The organism is Synechococcus sp. H55.10 (genome assembly GCF_047502715.1).
Classification (GTDB): domain Bacteria; phylum Cyanobacteriota; class Cyanobacteriia; order Thermostichales; family Thermostichaceae; genus Thermostichus.
This window is the reverse complement of record NZ_JANSJJ010000261.1, coordinates 12,690-28,586: the sequence shown is the minus strand read 5'-3', so window position 1 is coordinate 28,586 and position 15,897 is coordinate 12,690. Positions and strand designations below refer to the sequence as shown.

At 59.4% G+C, this 15,897-nt stretch carries 12 protein-coding genes, 1 pseudogene and 1 CRISPR repeat array; of the genes and pseudogenes, 4 read left to right on the top strand and 9 right to left on the bottom strand.

Annotation, left to right across the window (positions count from 1 at the left end):
• Positions 1-397: pseudogene (locus NW858_RS13040) on the bottom strand (energy transducer TonB); the annotation flags it as partial.
• Between the two features lie 256 nt (positions 398-653).
• Here NW858_RS13040 and NW858_RS13035 point away from each other — a divergent pair.
• Positions 654-1,142, top strand: a complete 489-nt coding sequence (locus NW858_RS13035) for a VOC family protein (RefSeq protein ID WP_414335947.1) — start codon at positions 654-656, stop codon at positions 1,140-1,142.
• Between the two features lie 19 nt (positions 1,143-1,161).
• Positions 1,162-2,013: a Tab2 family RNA-binding protein gene (locus tag NW858_RS13030; RefSeq protein WP_414369081.1), complete on the top strand. Its 852-nt coding sequence runs from the start codon at positions 1,162-1,164 to the stop codon at positions 2,011-2,013.
• A gap of 258 nt (positions 2,014-2,271) precedes the next feature.
• Positions 2,272-4,560: a CRISPR direct-repeat array (repeat unit 36 nt; unit sequence GGTTCCCCTTCGGGGGGATCCCTAGAAATTGGAAAC).
• A gap of 173 nt (positions 4,561-4,733) precedes the next feature.
• Here NW858_RS13030 and NW858_RS13025 read toward each other — a convergent pair.
• From NW858_RS13025 to NW858_RS13005, 5 genes are all read right to left on the bottom strand, one after another.
• On the bottom strand, positions 4,734-6,080 hold the full coding sequence (locus tag NW858_RS13025; RefSeq protein WP_414520650.1) for an FGGY-family carbohydrate kinase: 1,347 nt from the start codon (positions 6,078-6,080) through the stop codon (positions 4,734-4,736).
• The gene (locus tag NW858_RS13020) at positions 6,081-7,691 is read right to left on the bottom strand and encodes a glycoside hydrolase family 57 protein (RefSeq protein ID WP_414347085.1); all 1,611 of its coding nucleotides are present in this window, start codon (positions 7,689-7,691) and stop codon (positions 6,081-6,083) included.
• 180 nt (positions 7,692-7,871) lie between these two features.
• Complete coding sequence (gene glgA, locus NW858_RS13015) at positions 7,872-9,353, bottom strand: glycogen synthase GlgA (RefSeq protein ID WP_414335696.1); 1,482 nt, start codon at positions 9,351-9,353, stop codon at positions 7,872-7,874.
• Positions 9,354-9,515: 162 nt separating this feature from the next.
• Positions 9,516-9,953 carry a DUF2996 domain-containing protein gene (locus NW858_RS13010; protein ID WP_414368347.1) on the bottom strand — a complete coding sequence of 146 codons (438 nt, stop codon included), beginning with the start codon at positions 9,951-9,953 and terminating at the stop codon, positions 9,516-9,518.
• Positions 9,954-10,029: 76 nt separating this feature from the next.
• Positions 10,030-10,395: an NAD(P)H-quinone oxidoreductase subunit M gene (locus tag NW858_RS13005; RefSeq protein ID WP_414426990.1), complete on the bottom strand. Its 366-nt coding sequence runs from the start codon at positions 10,393-10,395 to the stop codon at positions 10,030-10,032.
• Positions 10,396-10,502: 107 nt separating this feature from the next.
• Here NW858_RS13005 and NW858_RS13000 point away from each other — a divergent pair, with 107 nt between their 5' ends.
• Positions 10,503-11,591, top strand: coding sequence for a radical SAM/SPASM domain-containing protein (locus tag NW858_RS13000; protein ID WP_414335693.1), 1,089 nt, complete (start codon positions 10,503-10,505; stop codon positions 11,589-11,591).
• 60 nt (positions 11,592-11,651) lie between these two features.
• Here the strand turns inward: NW858_RS13000 and ylqF are convergent, their stop codons facing one another.
• Positions 11,652-12,503, bottom strand: a complete 852-nt coding sequence (gene ylqF, locus NW858_RS12995; protein ID WP_414335692.1) for a ribosome biogenesis GTPase YlqF — start codon at positions 12,501-12,503, stop codon at positions 11,652-11,654.
• Positions 12,504-12,675: 172 nt separating this feature from the next.
• On the opposite strand from ylqF, the gene NW858_RS12990 reads away from it, so the two are divergent.
• On the top strand, positions 12,676-13,161 hold the full coding sequence (locus NW858_RS12990; RefSeq protein WP_414335682.1) for a 2Fe-2S iron-sulfur cluster-binding protein: 486 nt from the start codon (positions 12,676-12,678) through the stop codon (positions 13,159-13,161).
• Between the two features lie 75 nt (positions 13,162-13,236).
• Here NW858_RS12990 and leuC read toward each other — a convergent pair whose 3' ends face one another.
• Together leuC and NW858_RS12980 are read right to left on the bottom strand one after the other, a co-directional pair.
• Complete coding sequence (gene leuC / locus NW858_RS12985; protein ID WP_414335680.1) at positions 13,237-14,640, bottom strand: 3-isopropylmalate dehydratase large subunit; 1,404 nt, start codon at positions 14,638-14,640, stop codon at positions 13,237-13,239.
• Between the two features lie 132 nt (positions 14,641-14,772).
• A complete protein-coding gene (locus tag NW858_RS12980; protein WP_414335678.1) occupies positions 14,773-15,861 on the bottom strand; it encodes a polysaccharide deacetylase family protein in 1,089 nt (362 codons plus the stop codon).
• Positions 15,862-15,897 lie beyond the last annotated feature (36 nt).

Genomic DNA, 15,897 nt, shown 5'->3' with positions numbered 1-15,897 from the left:
GTCTAGGAGTGGCCAGGGCAACTTCCGCCGGGGCAGGTGGTGGCACAGGGGCAGGCTGCTGTGGTTGCGGCGGCTGGGGTTGGGGAGCCTCCTGGCGAGGAGCAGCCTGGGATTGGGGTGGACTGCCCTGGGAAGGAGGGGCTTCCGCCCGTTTGCCCCCATCGCGGGAATCCACTTCTGAAACCAGTTTTGCCTCTTCCGGCGGCTTGAGATCTTCTGGCTCCAGAAGGATAAACTCGATGGCTTTTTGTTCTTCCTGGCGAAGCGGCCAAAACCGACTCCAGTAGAGCAAGGCCAGCAGCGCCAGCGCATGCAGCAACAAGGACAGCGCCACCATCCAAAAAAAATCGCGCGACTCGTCCTCGCGGCGGCGCTGTTCAACCCAGATGCTGGCCATGGCCAAGATTGCCCCTTCTTACAAACCTCTCAACACACCGAGTTCTCTTGTTGCAGACTCGGCCACTCCGTCCCGCTGACGCGAGCGGATTACACACTAGCTAGTGTTATAGCATCCGAGCGGTTGGCACTCCTGCGCAAAGGCGTACAGCTTGGGCCTGAGAAGGGATCCCACCTGGCAGCAGCCGTTCCAAAATCGCCTACCTTGATAAAGAGCAGGGATCCTGAGTCGAGCAGGCTGCTTTGCGAGAGAGCCCATGGAACCCATCCGCTTTCATCTGGCCTTTCCCGTTGCCGATATTGCCTTGGCCAAGACTTACTACGGCGAGGGCTTGGGTTGCCAAATCGGTCGGGAAACGCCTGTTTCAGTCATTTTGAACCTCTATGGCCATCAACTGGTGGCCCACCTCACCCAGGAAGAGCTGAGGCCCCAGCGGGGCATCTACCCCCGCCACTTTGGCCTGATCTTCCCTGCCCAAGCAGATTGGCAGGCGCTGGCTGAGCGGGCCCAGGCACGGGGATTGCCTTTCTATCAGGAGCCGCGCTGGCGCTTTGTCGGCACCCCCCTGGAGCACGGCACCTTCTTTTTGCAGGATCCCTTTTACAACCTGCTGGAGTTTAAGCACTACCGCCACACCACCGCCATTTTCGGGGAGCGGGAATGGGCCATGGTCGGGGATGAGGCTTCGCACCGCTCGCGGGAACACCCCTCGGCCCACTCAGGTGGTGGCGAAAGTGGCACATAGCGCGAACAGGAGGGATCCTTTGGCCACTCAACCCCTAGGCCCTGCGCGCGGCCCCATTTGGCAGATGGATTTTAACGCCGTTCCGCTGCGGGATGCGCAGGAGCGGCGGGTTTGGGAGCTGCTGGTGTGCGATGCCAGCGGCCAGTTTCGCCAGGCCCAGTACTGCAGCAACCAAGAGGTCAATAGCACCTGGGTGGCCCAACAGTTGCGCAGCTATTTGGAAGTGGCCCCCCAGCCCCCTTCGGCCATTCGCGTCTTCCGCGCCCGCATGAGCTCCATTTTGCAACGGGCCTGCAACGCCGTTGGGATCCCGATGCTGCCCAGCCGCCGCGTCTATGCCCTCAAGGCCTGGATGCGGGAACGGGCAGAGCAGGTTTACCCTCAGGAAACCCAATTTACCTACAGCCCCGAGCCGCCGGTGGAGACGGATCCGCCGGATCCCATCCCCCTGCCGGACAAGTTGCAGGGGGAGCGCTGGGCGTTCGTTACCTTGCGGGCCGGGGATCTGCGGGATGCCGAGACCTGGCCAATGGAATTTGGCGAGCTGTTCCCCCTAAACTGGGAGGCCCTGGCGCCTGACACAATCATTCCTGGGTTGGTGATTGCCTCGCGGCGGGCGCTGCCCATAGCAGCTTGGCTGAGCGGTATGGAGCCTGCCTACTTGACGGTGGCGGAGGGACGGCTGCTGTTCGAGGCTGGCCTCAGCGATTGCTACCTGTTTGCGCAACTAAAAGATGAAAAGCTGCAAGCGGAAGCAGAAGGCTTTGCCCAACGCCAACGCCAAGCCCAAGGGATCCACTTCCTCGCCATCCAAAGCGATTTCCGGGCCCAGTCCTTTGCCGGCTTTTGGCTGATGCAGCATCCCCTCTAAAACCGTTGTCGGCCCCTTACGTGGATCCTCAAGCTAGCTGTGTTGGCAAAGCAACACAAAAACAGTATCAGCGGCTCCGCGAGCGCCTCGCCAAATCCCGCAAAGGCTGATTCTTTCGTTGACCCGCTCGATGCCTTGCGCCACAAGGCTTTCAGGCCTCTTGCCCCCCTCTTTCAGGCTCTTTTTTGCCGTCTTCGACCGACCCCCTCGCAAATGGGTCTTGCATTCCTTGCCCCGCTTGGGTTTAATAAGGGTAGAGGTTCCCCTTCGGGGGGATCCCTAGAAATTGGAAACCCGTCGTAGATGATGGTGGTGTTGGTGTACCCGTAGGTGGTTCCCCTTCGGGGGGATCCCTAGAAATTGGAAACGCCCTGGAACAGCAACTGGCCGAGCTCAGGCAGGCGGCGGTTCCCCTTCGGGGGGATCCCTAGAAATTGGAAACCGCCCAGCCGTCTGACGTCCCAGGGAGTTGAGGGGGGGTTCCCCTTCGGGGGGATCCCTAGAAATTGGAAACAGATACTCTTCTCTCACTGCATTGATTAATTCCAGACGTAGGGTTCCCCTTCGGGGGGATCCCTAGAAATTGGAAACTAGCGGCCAACTCGCGTGGCCAACCAGTCGTAGCAAGCCGGTTCCCCTTCGGGGGGATCCCTAGAAATTGGAAACCTGCGGATTCTCACCCAATCTCTGCCGGTTATCTACGGTTCCCCTTCGGGGGGATCCCTAGAAATTGGAAACACCAACACGCCTTCACGTGTTCGGGCGGCAGCCCAGGCTAAGGTTCCCCTTCGGGGGGATCCCTAGAAATTGGAAACATGTCAAACCCGGCAATTCCCGTTAGGGATGCTAGGGGTTCCCCTTCGGGGGGATCCCTAGAAATTGGAAACGCAAAGGATGGGTACTTGACCAAAGCTAGTTCATACAGTTGGTTCCCCTTCGGGGGGATCCCTAGAAATTGGAAACCCCCCCCTATTCCTAGACCAGCCCGAGCTCTTGGTTGAGCTGGTTCCCCTTCGGGGGGATCCCTAGAAATTGGAAACAAGAAGGATTCTCCGGACACGCCCCTTGGCTTCAAGGGGGTTCCCCTTCGGGGGGATCCCTAGAAATTGGAAACAACGTACTGAACGTACTGAACGTAGTTAACGTACTGAACGAAGGGTTCCCCTTCGGGGGGATCCCTAGAAATTGGAAACCACCTCGCCGCCAGACTTGTATGCCTCAACGTCGGCCTGGTTCCCCTTCGGGGGGATCCCTAGAAATTGGAAACCGCCGCCTGCAGAGGCGGTTCACCCGTGACGTAGACGGGTGTGTAAGGTTCCCCTTCGGGGGGATCCCTAGAAATTGGAAACAACAAGGCGGACGCTGGCCAACGGGTTCCGTCTGTGGTGATGGTTCCCCTTCGGGGGGATCCCTAGAAATTGGAAACCTGAAACAAGGGCCCCAGTATACGGGGCCCTTCAGCCGCACAGATTGGCAGGTTCCCCTTCGGGGGGATCCCTAGAAATTGGAAACAAAGAACACGCTCGACTCCAGTACCGCCGCCTTGGTAATGGTTCCCCTTCGGGGGGATCCCTAGAAATTGGAAACATTAAGAGGGTTCCTCTTAGTATTTCGTACGGACTGGTTCCCCTTCGGGGGGATCCCTAGAAATTGGAAACCGCACCGGCAAACAGCCAGCGCCAGTGATCGGCGCGGTTCCCCTTCGGGGGGATCCCTAGAAATTGGAAACGTACGGATAAGCCCCATACGGCGCCGGCAAACAGCCAGGGTTCCCCTTCGGGGGGATCCCTAGAAATTGGAAACCAAGAATCAAACACCTGGGAGCCTTGGCGAGAACTTCCTGCATGGTTCCCCTTCGGGGGGATCCCTAGAAATTGGAAACGCCTGGCCAACGAGTTGACCCGGGCGCTGGTGGAAAGCGGGTTCCCCTTCGGGGGGATCCCTAGAAATTGGAAACTCAAGGTAGGGCTCTGGGCCATAGTCGGCCACCACATCATGGTTCCCCTTCGGGGGGATCCCTAGAAATTGGAAACTCTGGGACCCCAACCGCTGGCTGGAAGAGCACCGGCGGTTCCCCTTCGGGGGGATCCCTAGAAATTGGAAACAACATGCAATGTGCCGGGGTTGATGAACCCGGCGTTGGTTCCCCTTCGGGGGGATCCCTAGAAATTGGAAACACCCGCCCCGACGGCAGTGTGGCTGCCCTCTCCCCGGGGTTCCCCTTCGGGGGGATCCCTAGAAATTGGAAACTTGTGGCAGCTGGAGCGGCCGGTGCTGGCGCCCAGCTGGTTCCCCTTCGGGGGGATCCCTAGAAATTGGAAACGCCTCTCGAGCTACCGGCCCATCTGCGGTATGAATGGTGAGGGTTCCCCTTCGGGGGGATCCCTAGAAATTGGAAACTCATCGAGTTCCATCTTTGTCCTCAACCACTACTCTCCTGGTTCCCCTTCGGGGGGATCCCTAGAAATTGGAAACTAGAATGGCGCGTTGCCCTGGACTAGCTCAGCCACTGGTTCCCCTTCGGGGGGATCCCTAGAAATTGGAAACCCAGAGACCACTCGAAGGGCATACACATTGCCCCCTTTTTCGGTTCCCCTTCGGGGGGATCCAACTTCCCTCACCCCTGGCCCCTCTCCCAGTGGGAGAGGGGAGGCGAGCGGTTAGCTCTTCGGGGGATCCCTAGAAATTGGAAAAGATAAAGAAAAGGAATTGGAAACTCCCTAGAAAAGGCGGCTACGGAACTCCGAGTAGATCTCGGCATAAGCCTTGACCCACTCGGAATCCGGCTGGATGAGGCGTTCCACCTGTACCAAGCGATCGGCAGCCTGCTGCACCGAACAGCACCAATAGGCTGAGGCGGCCAGGATGGCTGCCCCTACCGCCGGCTCCGGGTGCCTGACCACTGCCAGGGGGCGGGCGAGGATGCTGGCCCGCAGGCGCAGCCAGAGGGGGCTTTTGCAGCCGCCGCCAGTGGTTAATAGCGGCTCTTGCACTGGGATCCCGTGGGCAATCAAGGTTTCCAGCCCCAGCCGCTCCACCATCGCCACCCCTTCCAAAAGAGCTGCATAAAAGCGAAGGGATCCCACTTCCGCCTGGGGCAAGAAGCCGGCAAATTCGCTATCCAGGATGGGAAAACGCTCGCCGGGCCGGCAGAGAGGATAGCTGACTAGGCCCGTGGGCAGATGGGCCTCCGCCTGCCGATCCAAGGCAGCAAAGTCGCCGCCGGGAAAGAAGTGGGGCAGGACGCCGCCGCCGCAAAAGGAGGCCGCCCCCGGCCACCAACCGCTGCGGTCGGGGTGCAGATGAGAATAGATACTCGGCGTCTGCACAGGGTCAAGGCTGTTGGCCTTGAAGATAAGAGTTGTGCCCAGGCTGGTGGAAACCTGCCCCAAGCGAGTAGCTCCTGCTGCCAGTTGCCCAGCACAGCCATCGGTGATCCCGGCAGCAATCAGCACTTCTGGCCCCAGCTCCCACTCAGGCCGCACCGTTCCCAGAACTGTTCCTGGCGCCACCACCTCAGGAAAGCGCTTGGGATCAAGGCCCTGCTGAGATAGCCGCTCCCGCGGCCAGGTGTAGGTTTCCAGGTCAAAGCCGCTCTTGAGGGCATGGGTGTGATCGGTTACCCGCCGGCGGCCCCCCAGTTGGCTGAGGAGAAAGTCCGCCGGATGGGCCAGGTAGCTGTCCCGGTATTGGTCGGGATGGGCCTCTGCCCACCACAGCCAGCGGCCGAGCCCCCAACTGGCAGGGATCCCCAGGCGCTGGGCCTGGGCCTGGCCCCGCAGGTCGGAATACAGCCAGGCTTGATCCAGCGGCATGCCCCGCCCGTCCACCGGCAGCACTGTACCTGAGGTGCTGCAGGCACTCAGGGCAACAATGGCGTAGCGATCCCCCAGTTGAGCTTTGAGGTGGCCCAGCAGCGCCTTCAGGGTGCGCAGCCAGCGGCCTGGATTGGTTTCCGGGGGATCCCAGGAGCGCTCGCTTTTGACCACCACCTCCCCTGTCTCGGAGAGGGCCACCACCCGCATCCCCGAAGTGCCCAGATCGATCCCGAGAAATACAGGGGACATTCAGAGGGGCCGGTAAACTCGGTAGTTGATGTTGGGGAAGATGTTGTCCATGTATTCCACCTTGGCCAGCCACTGCTCGTCTTCGGGGGTGGCTTTTTCTCGCCGCAACTGGCCAGCTTGGATCTTCTCGTAGAGGTGATTGAAGCGCAGCAGGTGGGACTTGGTGCGGCGTACGGCATAGGGAACCATTGTCCCCGTGCGCATGATGAAGGCCCAGTCGGAAGATTGGGCCAACAGCACTTCCCGCGCCGCCTGGTTCAGGGCTCGCCACTCCAGGTCATCGGCGGGCTCACGGCGGCTCAGCTCGATCATCCGCTCGGTGGCCTTGTGCAAGTGGGGATAGATCCAGGCGTTGGTGGGGTTGAGCCAGTACTCGTGGAAGCCGCGCGCCCCCCAACTGGATTGGGCCGGTTTGCACACCTGTTGGGTGGGGTTCTCCCGCAAGTACTCCGCCAGGTGGGTCATGCGATAGGTGGTTTGGTCGAAGTAGCTCTTGCGAATGAGAAAATCCAAAAACCAGGGGCCCTCGTACCACCAATGGCCGAACAGCTCAGCATCGTAGGGAGCCACCACCAGCGGCGGGCGCCCCATGACGCTGTGCAGATATTCGATCTGTCGCTGGCGGTTGAACATGAAGTTGCCCGCATGTTCTGCCGCCTTCTCCCTGGCCCAGTAGGGATCGTAAAGTTGCTTTTGCCCCAGATCTAGGTTGCGCCCCGTGATGCGATGGTACTTGATGCCGGTGTTTTTCCGCTGGCCGTTGGGCATGATGTAGGGCTTGATGTATTCGTAGTCGGCCTCATACCCCAGGTCTTTGTAGAACTCGCGATAGACGGGATCCCCGGGGTAGCCCACCTCCGCCGACCACACCTGTTGGGAAGACTCGTGATCCCGACCGAAGACGGCAACACCGGTCTCGGTAAAGATGGGGGCGTACATGCCGTAACGGGGCCGTGGCTTGGCGTAGAGCAGGCCGTGGGCGTCGGTGATCATGTAGCGCAGGCCAGCATCGGCAATCATCCGCTCCAGCCCTTGGTAGTAGGCGCATTCCGGCAGCCAGATCCCCCGCGGCCATTGGCCAAAGTGTTCGTTGTAGTGCTCGCAGGCCACAATCAGCTGCGCCCAAACCGCCTGCGGGTACATCTGCATCAGGGGCAGGTAGCCGTGGGTGGCGCCACAGGTAATGATCTCCAAGTTGCCGCTGTCCTGAAACTGTTTGAAGGCCCGCACCAGGTCTCGGTCGTAGCGCTCCCAGAGATCGCGGACCATGGCAAATTGCTTGATGTAGTGCTCGGCTAGGTAGCGAATGTGGCCGTTGGTGGCGTTCTTGTCGTACTCCAGTTGGGCCAGCTCTTCCAACTTGGTTAGATAGTGGTCGTAGCGCTCCTGCAGCAAGGGATCCCGCAGCATCGACACCAGCGGCGGCGTCAGAGACATGGTGAAGCGAAAGTCGATGCCATCTCGCCGCAGCCCCTCGAACATGTGCAGCAGCGGGACATAGGTCTCGGTGATGGCTTCGTAGAGCCACTCTTCTTCCAGCACAAAGTCCTGCTCGGGGTGGCGCACAAAGGGCAGGTGTGCGTGGAGTACCAAGGCAAGATAGCCTATCATGGCGGCTAGGGATCCTCAGGTGGGAGAAGATAAGGGAGCAAGCCTTCCTTCCCCAGCAATCAATCTGTAGGGAAGGTTAAGAGCAGCATTGCTACCTATCGTCCAGCATTTCTCCCTCGCGGTCAAGGGCTGGGATCGCTGGGGATCGCTGGTGGCCGCCGGGCGGCGGGGGGATGTTGGTCAGGACCAGCGGTGGCGAATTTGGTCGTAGATCTCCAGGTATTCTTTGCCGGGGTAGTTCCAGGAGTAGTCGTAGCTCATGCCCTGGATCTGCAGTTGGCGAAACTGGTCGGGGGCGGTGTACCACAGGTCGATGGCCCGATCCAGCGCCGACTCTAGGGCTGCGTGATCCGTGTGGTAGAACACGTAGCCATTGCGTTGCTCAGGCAATTTGCAACTGTCGTAGTCGCGGTCAAAAACGGTATCCACCAGGCCGCCCACGCCCCTCACCACCGGAACTGTGCCGTACTTGAGGCCGATCATCTGGGTGAGGCCGCAGGGCTCGTAGTGGCTGGGCACCACCAGGATGTCTGCCCCTGCATAGATGAGGTGGGAAAGTTCTTCGTTGAAACCCAGCTCGATGTGAACGTCGGGGTTGTCGTTGAGGTAGCGTTTCTCATGGGCAAACCAGGCGCCGATCCCCGGCTCCGTGGCGGATCCCAGGAGAACAAACTGGGCATTTTTGAACAGGGAGCGGTAGATGGCGTGGTGCACCAGATGCACGCCTTTCTGTTCATCGAGGCGTCCGATATAGGCCACAATCGGCTTTTCGACATCTTGCAACAGCAGCCGTTCCCGCAGGGCTCTTTTGTTTTTGGCCTTGTTTTCCAAGGTTTGCGCTGTGTAGCGAAAAGGAATAAAGCGGTCGATCTCAGGGTTCCAAATATCGTAATCGATGCCGTTCAGGACGCCGCGAAACTTGTGCTGGTGTAAATAAAGCGTGTGACCCAGCCCATAGCCGTAATCGCCAAATCGCACTTCCAGGGCGTGGTTGGGAGAAACCGTGGTGACAAAGTTGGAAAAGACGATCCCGCCCTTCATAAAGTTGAGGGCAAAGGGGTTAAAGTTATCTCGCAGACGATCGTAGTGGAAGTAATAGGGCTCCCGATTGAGGCCAGTGGCCCAAAGAATTTCCGGGCCGCCAAAGCCCTGGTGCTTGAAGTTGTGGATGGTGTAGCATACCCGCTGGTTTTCCATGCCGTGGTACTTGTAGATCTCAAAGAGCAGTACCGGCACCAGTCCTGTCTGCCAGTCGTGACAGTGGATGATGTCGGGGCGCTTGTTGCTTTTGAGGAGAAACTCCAAAGCTGCCTTGCTGAAAAAAGCAAAGCGCATGTTGTCGTCTGGGCAACCATAGTAGCAGCCGCGATTGAAGAAGTTGTCGCCGGAGTGGGGCTCAATAAAAAAGCAAAGGCGGCCATGTACCCAGCCGCAGTACACCGAGCAGTGGATGGCTCCCCCATACCAGGGCACCCAGAGGTCGCGGTAGGCATCGTGCAAGCCCCAGATCTGGTCGTAGCGCATAGTGTCGTACTTGGGCAAAACCAGCTCGACACAGTGCCCCCGCACTTCTAGCTCCCGGCTGAGGCCGTACACCACATCCCCTAGCCCACCCGCCTTAATGACGGGGGCACATTCCGACGCAATCTGCACGATGTACATTTCGAGATCTCCCGTAGCACCGCCTTACTTTTCTTCACAAAAGATAATCTCTTTTGGCTTCGCTAGCCCATCCCCCGCCTCAGCGAAAAGGGATCCCCGAATAGGGATCCCTTCTGGCAGAACAGGCGCGATTTGGCTGGGCTATCTAGGAGCTTGGATCCCTCAATACCACTGCTGGGCGTAGAGGCGCTGCACCAGATAGAAAACAAACAGGTTCACGTCCACGCGGCGCTCGTCGATCATAAAAGACTCGAGGGTGCTGGCCGGGGATCCTTCAACAGCACAGCGGAAGAACTTGGGCCCGTTGAGGGATCCCTCAGCAAAGAGGACGCTAAACTGCTTCTTGCCGCCGGCAAATGAGCCGACCAGCGTCTTGCCCTCCAGCCGCAGTTGCAGATCGTTGACGCCGCGTTTCTCAAAAGCGGCGATGGTTGCTGGGATCACGTCTTCTGCAATCAGTTGCTCAAAAGGCTTCTCTTCCTTGGCTGGTTTTTTCGCCGCGGCTTTGGCGGAGCCAGTCGCCTCAGTAGCAGGATTGGCGACCTCGACAGGGGCCGACTTTTCGCCAGTGGTCTCTTGAGGGGTGGGTTCTCCAGACATGGATCGGTGCTCCGACAACAAGTAAGTTGGGCTACAGACTCAAATGGGCTAGATCTGTCCAGAAGGGCGAAGAGGGCTAGCCTTTGGGGATGTACTGGCCGACGATCCCTTCGGCAGGGATCTGGGGGAATCCCATGCTGTAGTTGGGGGTGCGCCCTTGCAGGTTGTAGGCAATCTCCCCCTGCTTGAGGAGAGAGCGAATGAAGTGTTCCAGGTCAGACCCGATGCGCCGTAGGTTGTACTCGGTCAGATCCCGGCCCCTGTACTCTTCCACCAATTCCTCAAAGCGGGCATAGACCTTCCGCAGGGCGGCATCGTTCCAGACCAGCTCGTTATCCGGATCCACATCGAGGGTGAGCAGATCGTCGCGGGGCACAAAGTTGTTGTCGGCAGTAACCTCGCCGGCAAAGATGTGAACGTGGCGGGTGGTACATTTCAGCATTACAATGGCTCCAATCTGGATCTAACCTTCTCAACAGCGTATCACTACCTAGCGCCAGTGGGGGATCCGCCATTTGTCCTCAGCCTGCTTCCGCCCAGGTTTTCTCTATGCCTGCTGCTGTTTCCCCACTGGAGCGACTACACATCGAGGTAACCAACGTTTGCAACTTTAAGTGTGAGTTTTGTCCAGATGCGATCATGCAACGGCGGCGGGGGCATATGGATCCCGCGCTGCTGGAGCAGATTTTGGCAGAGGTAGCGGCAACAGGGCTAGCCCGCGTGATTGCTTTTCACCTGATGGGGGAGCCGTTGCTCTACCCACACCTTTTTGAGGGCATTCACAGGGCCGCTGAGCTTGGTCTCCGCCTGCACTTGACCAGCAACGGTAGCACCTTCGCCCTCTGGCCGGAGCACGTTGAAAAGCTGAGCCGCAGCCGGCTGACGAAGTTGACGCTCTCTCTGCAAACTCCCGATCCGGCTACCTTCAGCATCCGCGGAGCACCGACCCGCCTGACGCCGGAGCGCTACTTTGCCGGGATCACCCAGTTTCTGCAGACGCATTTGCGCTCGACCAGCCCTACGCGGGTGCATCTCAAGTTCCTGGATACCAGCCCCCACCCTTTTTTGGTGCCGCACAAGGCTCTTTCGGTGATCGATTCTGCCCAGCAGATGCGCGCTCAGCTCTCGGCTTGGGCCAGACGAGCTTTGCAAGGGATCCCTGATGCACCGGCTCCCGATTGGGTGGACGCCCAGATTGCCACTTATCGAGCGGGCCGCTGGCAGCAGATCCCCATCCATCCGCGCTTGGTTTTGGAAACGTTCCCGTTGGACAGTTGGGGCAATGTGGAAACAAACCGGGTGATCCCAGCCCGTTGGGGATACTGCAATGGGGCTTCTGCTCAGGCGGGGATCCTCTACGACGGTACGGTGGTGCCTTGCTGCAAAGACTACGAAGGGCGAATTCCACTGGGGCAGGTGGCGCCGGGGAGATCCCTGGCCGACATTTTGCGGGGCCAGCCGGCCTGTGTGCTGCGGCAGGGGTTCCATCGCTTGCAGGTGAACCATCCCGTTTGCCAGCGCTGTATGGGCGGAGACACTTTCGCCAAAGCCTTGGCCAGGCAAGTGGGTTCTGTTGTCTACTTCAAGGTGTACCGGCCCTGGAAACAGAGCTTGGATCCCGGCTGGGGACAAGTGTGAATGGTTTCCAGATAAAGTCAATGCCCCCTGGCGGCCCCACGTGACTTTCTTTTGGGCGGCTCAGGTATCGGGAGGGAGTTCCAAGACCAGTGGCCCCAGCAAGCCCTTGCGATAGTCGTTGAGAATTTGCCGCGCCGCTCGTTCGGGATTCCCCTGATAGCGTCGCTCGGCCAGCTCTTGCACGGCTACGTTGCCGAGAGGGATCGCATCCGTCCAGCCGTAGCGCTTTTGTAGGAGCGCTTGGGCTTGGGGCTGCACCTTCAGCACCTGATCCAAAAAGTGGGCCGCCACCCGTTCGGGATCGTAGGCGGCTGCGCCGATGTCATCGCAGATGGCCAACAGAGAGGCCGCCTGCTGATCCGGCAGAGAGGGCGGAATGATGCCCGGCGAGTCCAACAGATCCAACTCCCCTCCCAGCCGCACCCATCGCAATTGCCGCGTCACCCCCGGACGTGCGGCGCTCTCGACGGCCCGCCGCCCCAAAAGCCGGTTCAGCAAAGCGGATTTGCCCACGTTGGGAAAGCCCACCACCACGGCCCGAACCGCCCGCGGTCGCATGCCCCGCTGTTGACGTCGCCTATTGACCGCCTGCCCCAGTTGCAAAATCGCCTGTTTAAGGCGATTCACTCCTTCTCCCGATTGGCCGTTGGTGGGATAGACAGGGATCCCTTGCCGTAAAAAATACTCCTGCCAAGCTTTCAGATCCCTGGCTTCGATACAATCCACCCTGTTCAGAGCCAGGAGGCGAGGTTTTTCCCCCAGCCATTGGCCCAGATCGGGATGGCGGCTGGCCAACGGGATCCGTGCATCCACCACCTCGATCGCCACATCCACCCGCTGCAACTGTTCCCGCAATTGGCCAATGGCCTTGGCAATATGGCCGGGATACCACTGGATGGCCGGAGAACCCATGCCGCCAAAACGTTGAGAGTGAACAACAGCAATCAGCAGTGGGATCCAATCTAGCCCAATTCCCCACAAGAGGCTCGACTGGCCCACCAAAGTATTCAATAATACAAGGCAGAGGGCGCTAGGATCCCTCGCCTGGGCAAGCTAATGTTAAGGCATGTAACAGGGGAGAACCATGGTCAAGCGCGTGCGATTGGATCCCATTGCCCAGGTGTCTGAGATTGCCACCAACAGCAATTTGCTCTCGGTGCTGCTGCAAGAAGAGCTGAATGTGTTGAAAGAGTGCGGCGGGCGCGGCCTCTGTGCCACCTGCCATGTGTATGTGAAAGAGGGGATGGAGTCTCTCTCGCCGGTCACCAAGCGGGAGCAGCGCACTCTGGAGGTGATCACCACTTGCAAGCCCAATTCCCGACTGGCCTGCCAAGCGCGGGTCCTGGGAGAAGGGGTGGTGGTGGAATTGCCGGCGGGGATGTACATCAATGCCTTTAAGGATATCGAGGCGTTGATCGGGCGGCGGGCCGAACAGCCGCTCTTGCACCCTGTAACCGGCGCGATTTTGGTCCAGCAAGGCAAGCTGATTACGCGCTCGGTGCTGGAATCGGTGAGGGATCTGGATCTGGATATCCAAGAGGCTTTGACTCGCAGCAGCCGAGATTTTTAGTGTTCGCGAAGCGGAACGTAGTCCTTGAAGCCCGCACTCTATGCGTCAGCATGAGCGCGGGAGTACGTCACGGTTTCAAAGCAGCGTTCGCACATCCACCACTTTGCCGCTCACGGCCGCTGCCGCCACCATGGCCGGGCTCATGAGCAGGGTGCGCCCGGTAGGGGATCCCTGACGGCCCTTAAAGTTGCGGTTGGAAGAAGAGGCGCTGATCTGGCGCCCCACCAACCGATCCGGGTTCATCGCCAAACACATGGAGCAGCCGGGATCCCGCCACTCAAACCCTGCTGCCTCGAAGATCTCCCGCAGGCCCTCCTGTTCGGCCTCCTGCTTGACCCGCTCCGAGCCGGGTACTACAAACGCCTTTACCCCAGGCGCCACCCGCCGCCCCTTGGCGATCTTGGCTGCCTCCCGCAGGTCGCTTAAGCGGCCATTGGTGCAACTGCCAATGAAGCAGACATCCACCGGCGTCCCCACAATGGGATCCCCCGGCTGCAAATCCATGTAAGCATAGGCCTCTTGGGCCAGTTCCCGCTCGCTTTCCGGCAGCTCCTCGGGAGCCGGGATCCGCTCATCCACGCCAATACCCTGGCCGGGGGTGATCCCCCAAGTAACCGTCGGGGCAATGTCGGCAGCTTGGAACACGACCACGTCGTCATAGACCGCATCGGGGTCACTGGCCAGGCTTTTCCACCAGGCCACTGCCTCTTCCCAGTCAGATCCCTGGGGAGCGAACTCCCGCCCCTTTAGATACTCAAAGGTTACCGCATCGGGATTGACGTAGCCGCAGCGGGCTCCCCCCTCGATGGACATGTTGCAGAGGGTCATGCGCTCTTCCATACTCATGGCCTCGATGGCGCTGCCGCCGTACTCGTAGGCGTAGCCCACCCCGCCTTTGACCCCCAGCCGGCGGATGATGTGCAGGATAACATCCTTAGCGTAAACCCCCGGCCCCAACGTGCCCTGGATCTCGATGCGGCGCACCTTGAGTTTGGACAAAGCTAAGGTTTGGGTGGCCAACACGTCCCGCACCTGGCTGGTGCCGATGCCGAAGGCAATCGCCCCAAAGGCCCCATGGGTGGACGTGTGGCTATCTCCGCAGGCAATGGTCATCCCCGGCTGCGTCAGCCCTTGCTCCGGCGCGATGACATGCACGATCCCCTGCCGACCGGAGCCGCTGTTGTAGAAGCGAATGCCATGTTGCCGACAGTTGCGCTCCAATTCCTGGATCATCTCCTCCGCCAAGGGATCGGCAAAAGGCCGCGCCCGGCCGTCGGTGGGAATGATGTGATCCACTGTAGCCACCGTCCGCTCCGGGAACAGAACCGGCAGATGACGCTCCCGCAGCATGGCAAAAGCTTGCGGGCTGGTGACCTCGTGGATCAAGTGCAGGCCGATGAACAACTGCGTCTGCCCCGAGGGCAACATCCGCACCGTGTGAGCATCCCATACCTTGTCGAATAGTGTCCTCTCGCTCATCTTCCCGGCCTGTAGCCAATTCCTGTAACCCTTCAATGTGCTACCTGGGGGAAAGCTTGTCAAGGTACAGGCTTTCGCACCTCAGTTCTCTGGCCAGGAAACTCCTGCGGTAGCCGATGAGAAGAGTCGCCTTCAAGCGGGATCCCTGAAAGCCGGCCAGGGCAAAAAGCGATAGCCTGCCTCTTCAATGGCGGCGACGATATTCGGCAGGGCCTCGGCGGTATGGGGCCAGCGATCGTGCAGCAGCAAAACCAGGGGTTGATCCGAATTCTTGAACACCTGCAACTGGGCTTGAACGCGTTCCAACAGTTGGGCCGCCGTTTGGCCGGCATAGGCATCTTCTGGGCTCATGTTCCAGTAAAGAACGCGATACCCTGCCTGCTCCAAAGAACGCCGTAAAGCCGAATCGAGACGAAAACCTCCCGGCGGCCGAACCACCAGTTGGGGATCCAAATGCAACGTTTTCAGCAGTTGCGTTGTCTGATCCACCTCGGCATAGAAGATCGCGTCACTGCTGTAGAGGCGTCGATAATCGTGAGTAAACGTATGGTTGGCTATGGTGTGGTGGTGAGCCCGAATGGATTGGGCCAATTCTGGAAATTGAGAGACATGATTGCCGATAAGAAAGAAGGTGGCCGGAATCTGTAGCTGATCCAAAACCTCTAAAAGGCGAGGGGTGGACTGTGGCCAGGGCCCATCGTCAATGGTGAGGAAAGCAGAACGGGGCGGCACCTCTAATAAGGGCTCCAGCACCTCTTCCAAAGGCAGGGGCAAAGGCTGGCTGTTTTCCCAAGGATCAAGCCAATTGGGATCTGCCGCCCAGCCGTGTTGCAGCACCACCTCCACATGAGGGGGAGCAGGGGTGATCAACAGGCGCCCGGTGTGCTCGTCCTGGTTGCCCCAGCTCAGCCGGTAGGGCAGCTCCGCAGGCACCTCAACAAGGGTCGAACGGGTAATCACGGCATAGGGAATGTCGATCAAATAATGCCCGTTCACCCGCTCTTGATGAACCCAAGCAGCAGAGGGAGCCGACAAATAAATGAGGAGATCTTGCGGGTTGCTGCCGCGCACGACTCGAACGCTCTCAATCGGGAGAACGGGGTCGTATTCTGAGGTCAGGGTTAGGTTGAGATCGAAAAGCGGTTGGGCCTCCACCGCGTAGTAGTACAGCCCCACCAATAGGAAAACCAAGAAAAAGATCGCCGCTTTCAGAGAATGCATGGAAGTTGCCGGGGCTTTCGCAACAATCATAGGGCA

Excerpts from the sequence above, each read along its gene's own strand:
- NW858_RS13035 (WP_414335947.1), top strand. The coding sequence starts at position 654 with ATGGAACCCATCCGCTTTCATCTGGCCTTTCCCGTTGCCGATATTGCC.
- NW858_RS13025 (WP_414520650.1), bottom strand. The coding sequence starts at position 6,080 with ATGTCCCCTGTATTTCTCGGGATCGATCTGGGCACTTCGGGGATGCGG.
- NW858_RS13020 (WP_414347085.1), bottom strand. The coding sequence starts at position 7,691 with ATGATAGGCTATCTTGCCTTGGTACTCCACGCACACCTGCCCTTTGTG.
- glgA (WP_414335696.1), bottom strand. The coding sequence starts at position 9,353 with ATGTACATCGTGCAGATTGCGTCGGAATGTGCCCCCGTCATTAAGGCG.
- NW858_RS13010 (WP_414368347.1), bottom strand. The coding sequence starts at position 9,953 with ATGTCTGGAGAACCCACCCCTCAAGAGACCACTGGCGAAAAGTCGGCC.
- NW858_RS13005 (WP_414426990.1), bottom strand. The coding sequence starts at position 10,395 with ATGCTGAAATGTACCACCCGCCACGTTCACATCTTTGCCGGCGAGGTT.
- NW858_RS13000 (WP_414335693.1), top strand. The coding sequence starts at position 10,503 with ATGCCTGCTGCTGTTTCCCCACTGGAGCGACTACACATCGAGGTAACC.
- ylqF (WP_414335692.1), bottom strand. The coding sequence starts at position 12,503 with ATGGGTTCTCCGGCCATCCAGTGGTATCCCGGCCATATTGCCAAGGCC.
- NW858_RS12990 (WP_414335682.1), top strand. The coding sequence starts at position 12,676 with ATGGTCAAGCGCGTGCGATTGGATCCCATTGCCCAGGTGTCTGAGATT.
- leuC (WP_414335680.1), bottom strand. The coding sequence starts at position 14,640 with ATGAGCGAGAGGACACTATTCGACAAGGTATGGGATGCTCACACGGTG.
- NW858_RS12980 (WP_414335678.1), bottom strand. The coding sequence starts at position 15,861 with ATGCATTCTCTGAAAGCGGCGATCTTTTTCTTGGTTTTCCTATTGGTG.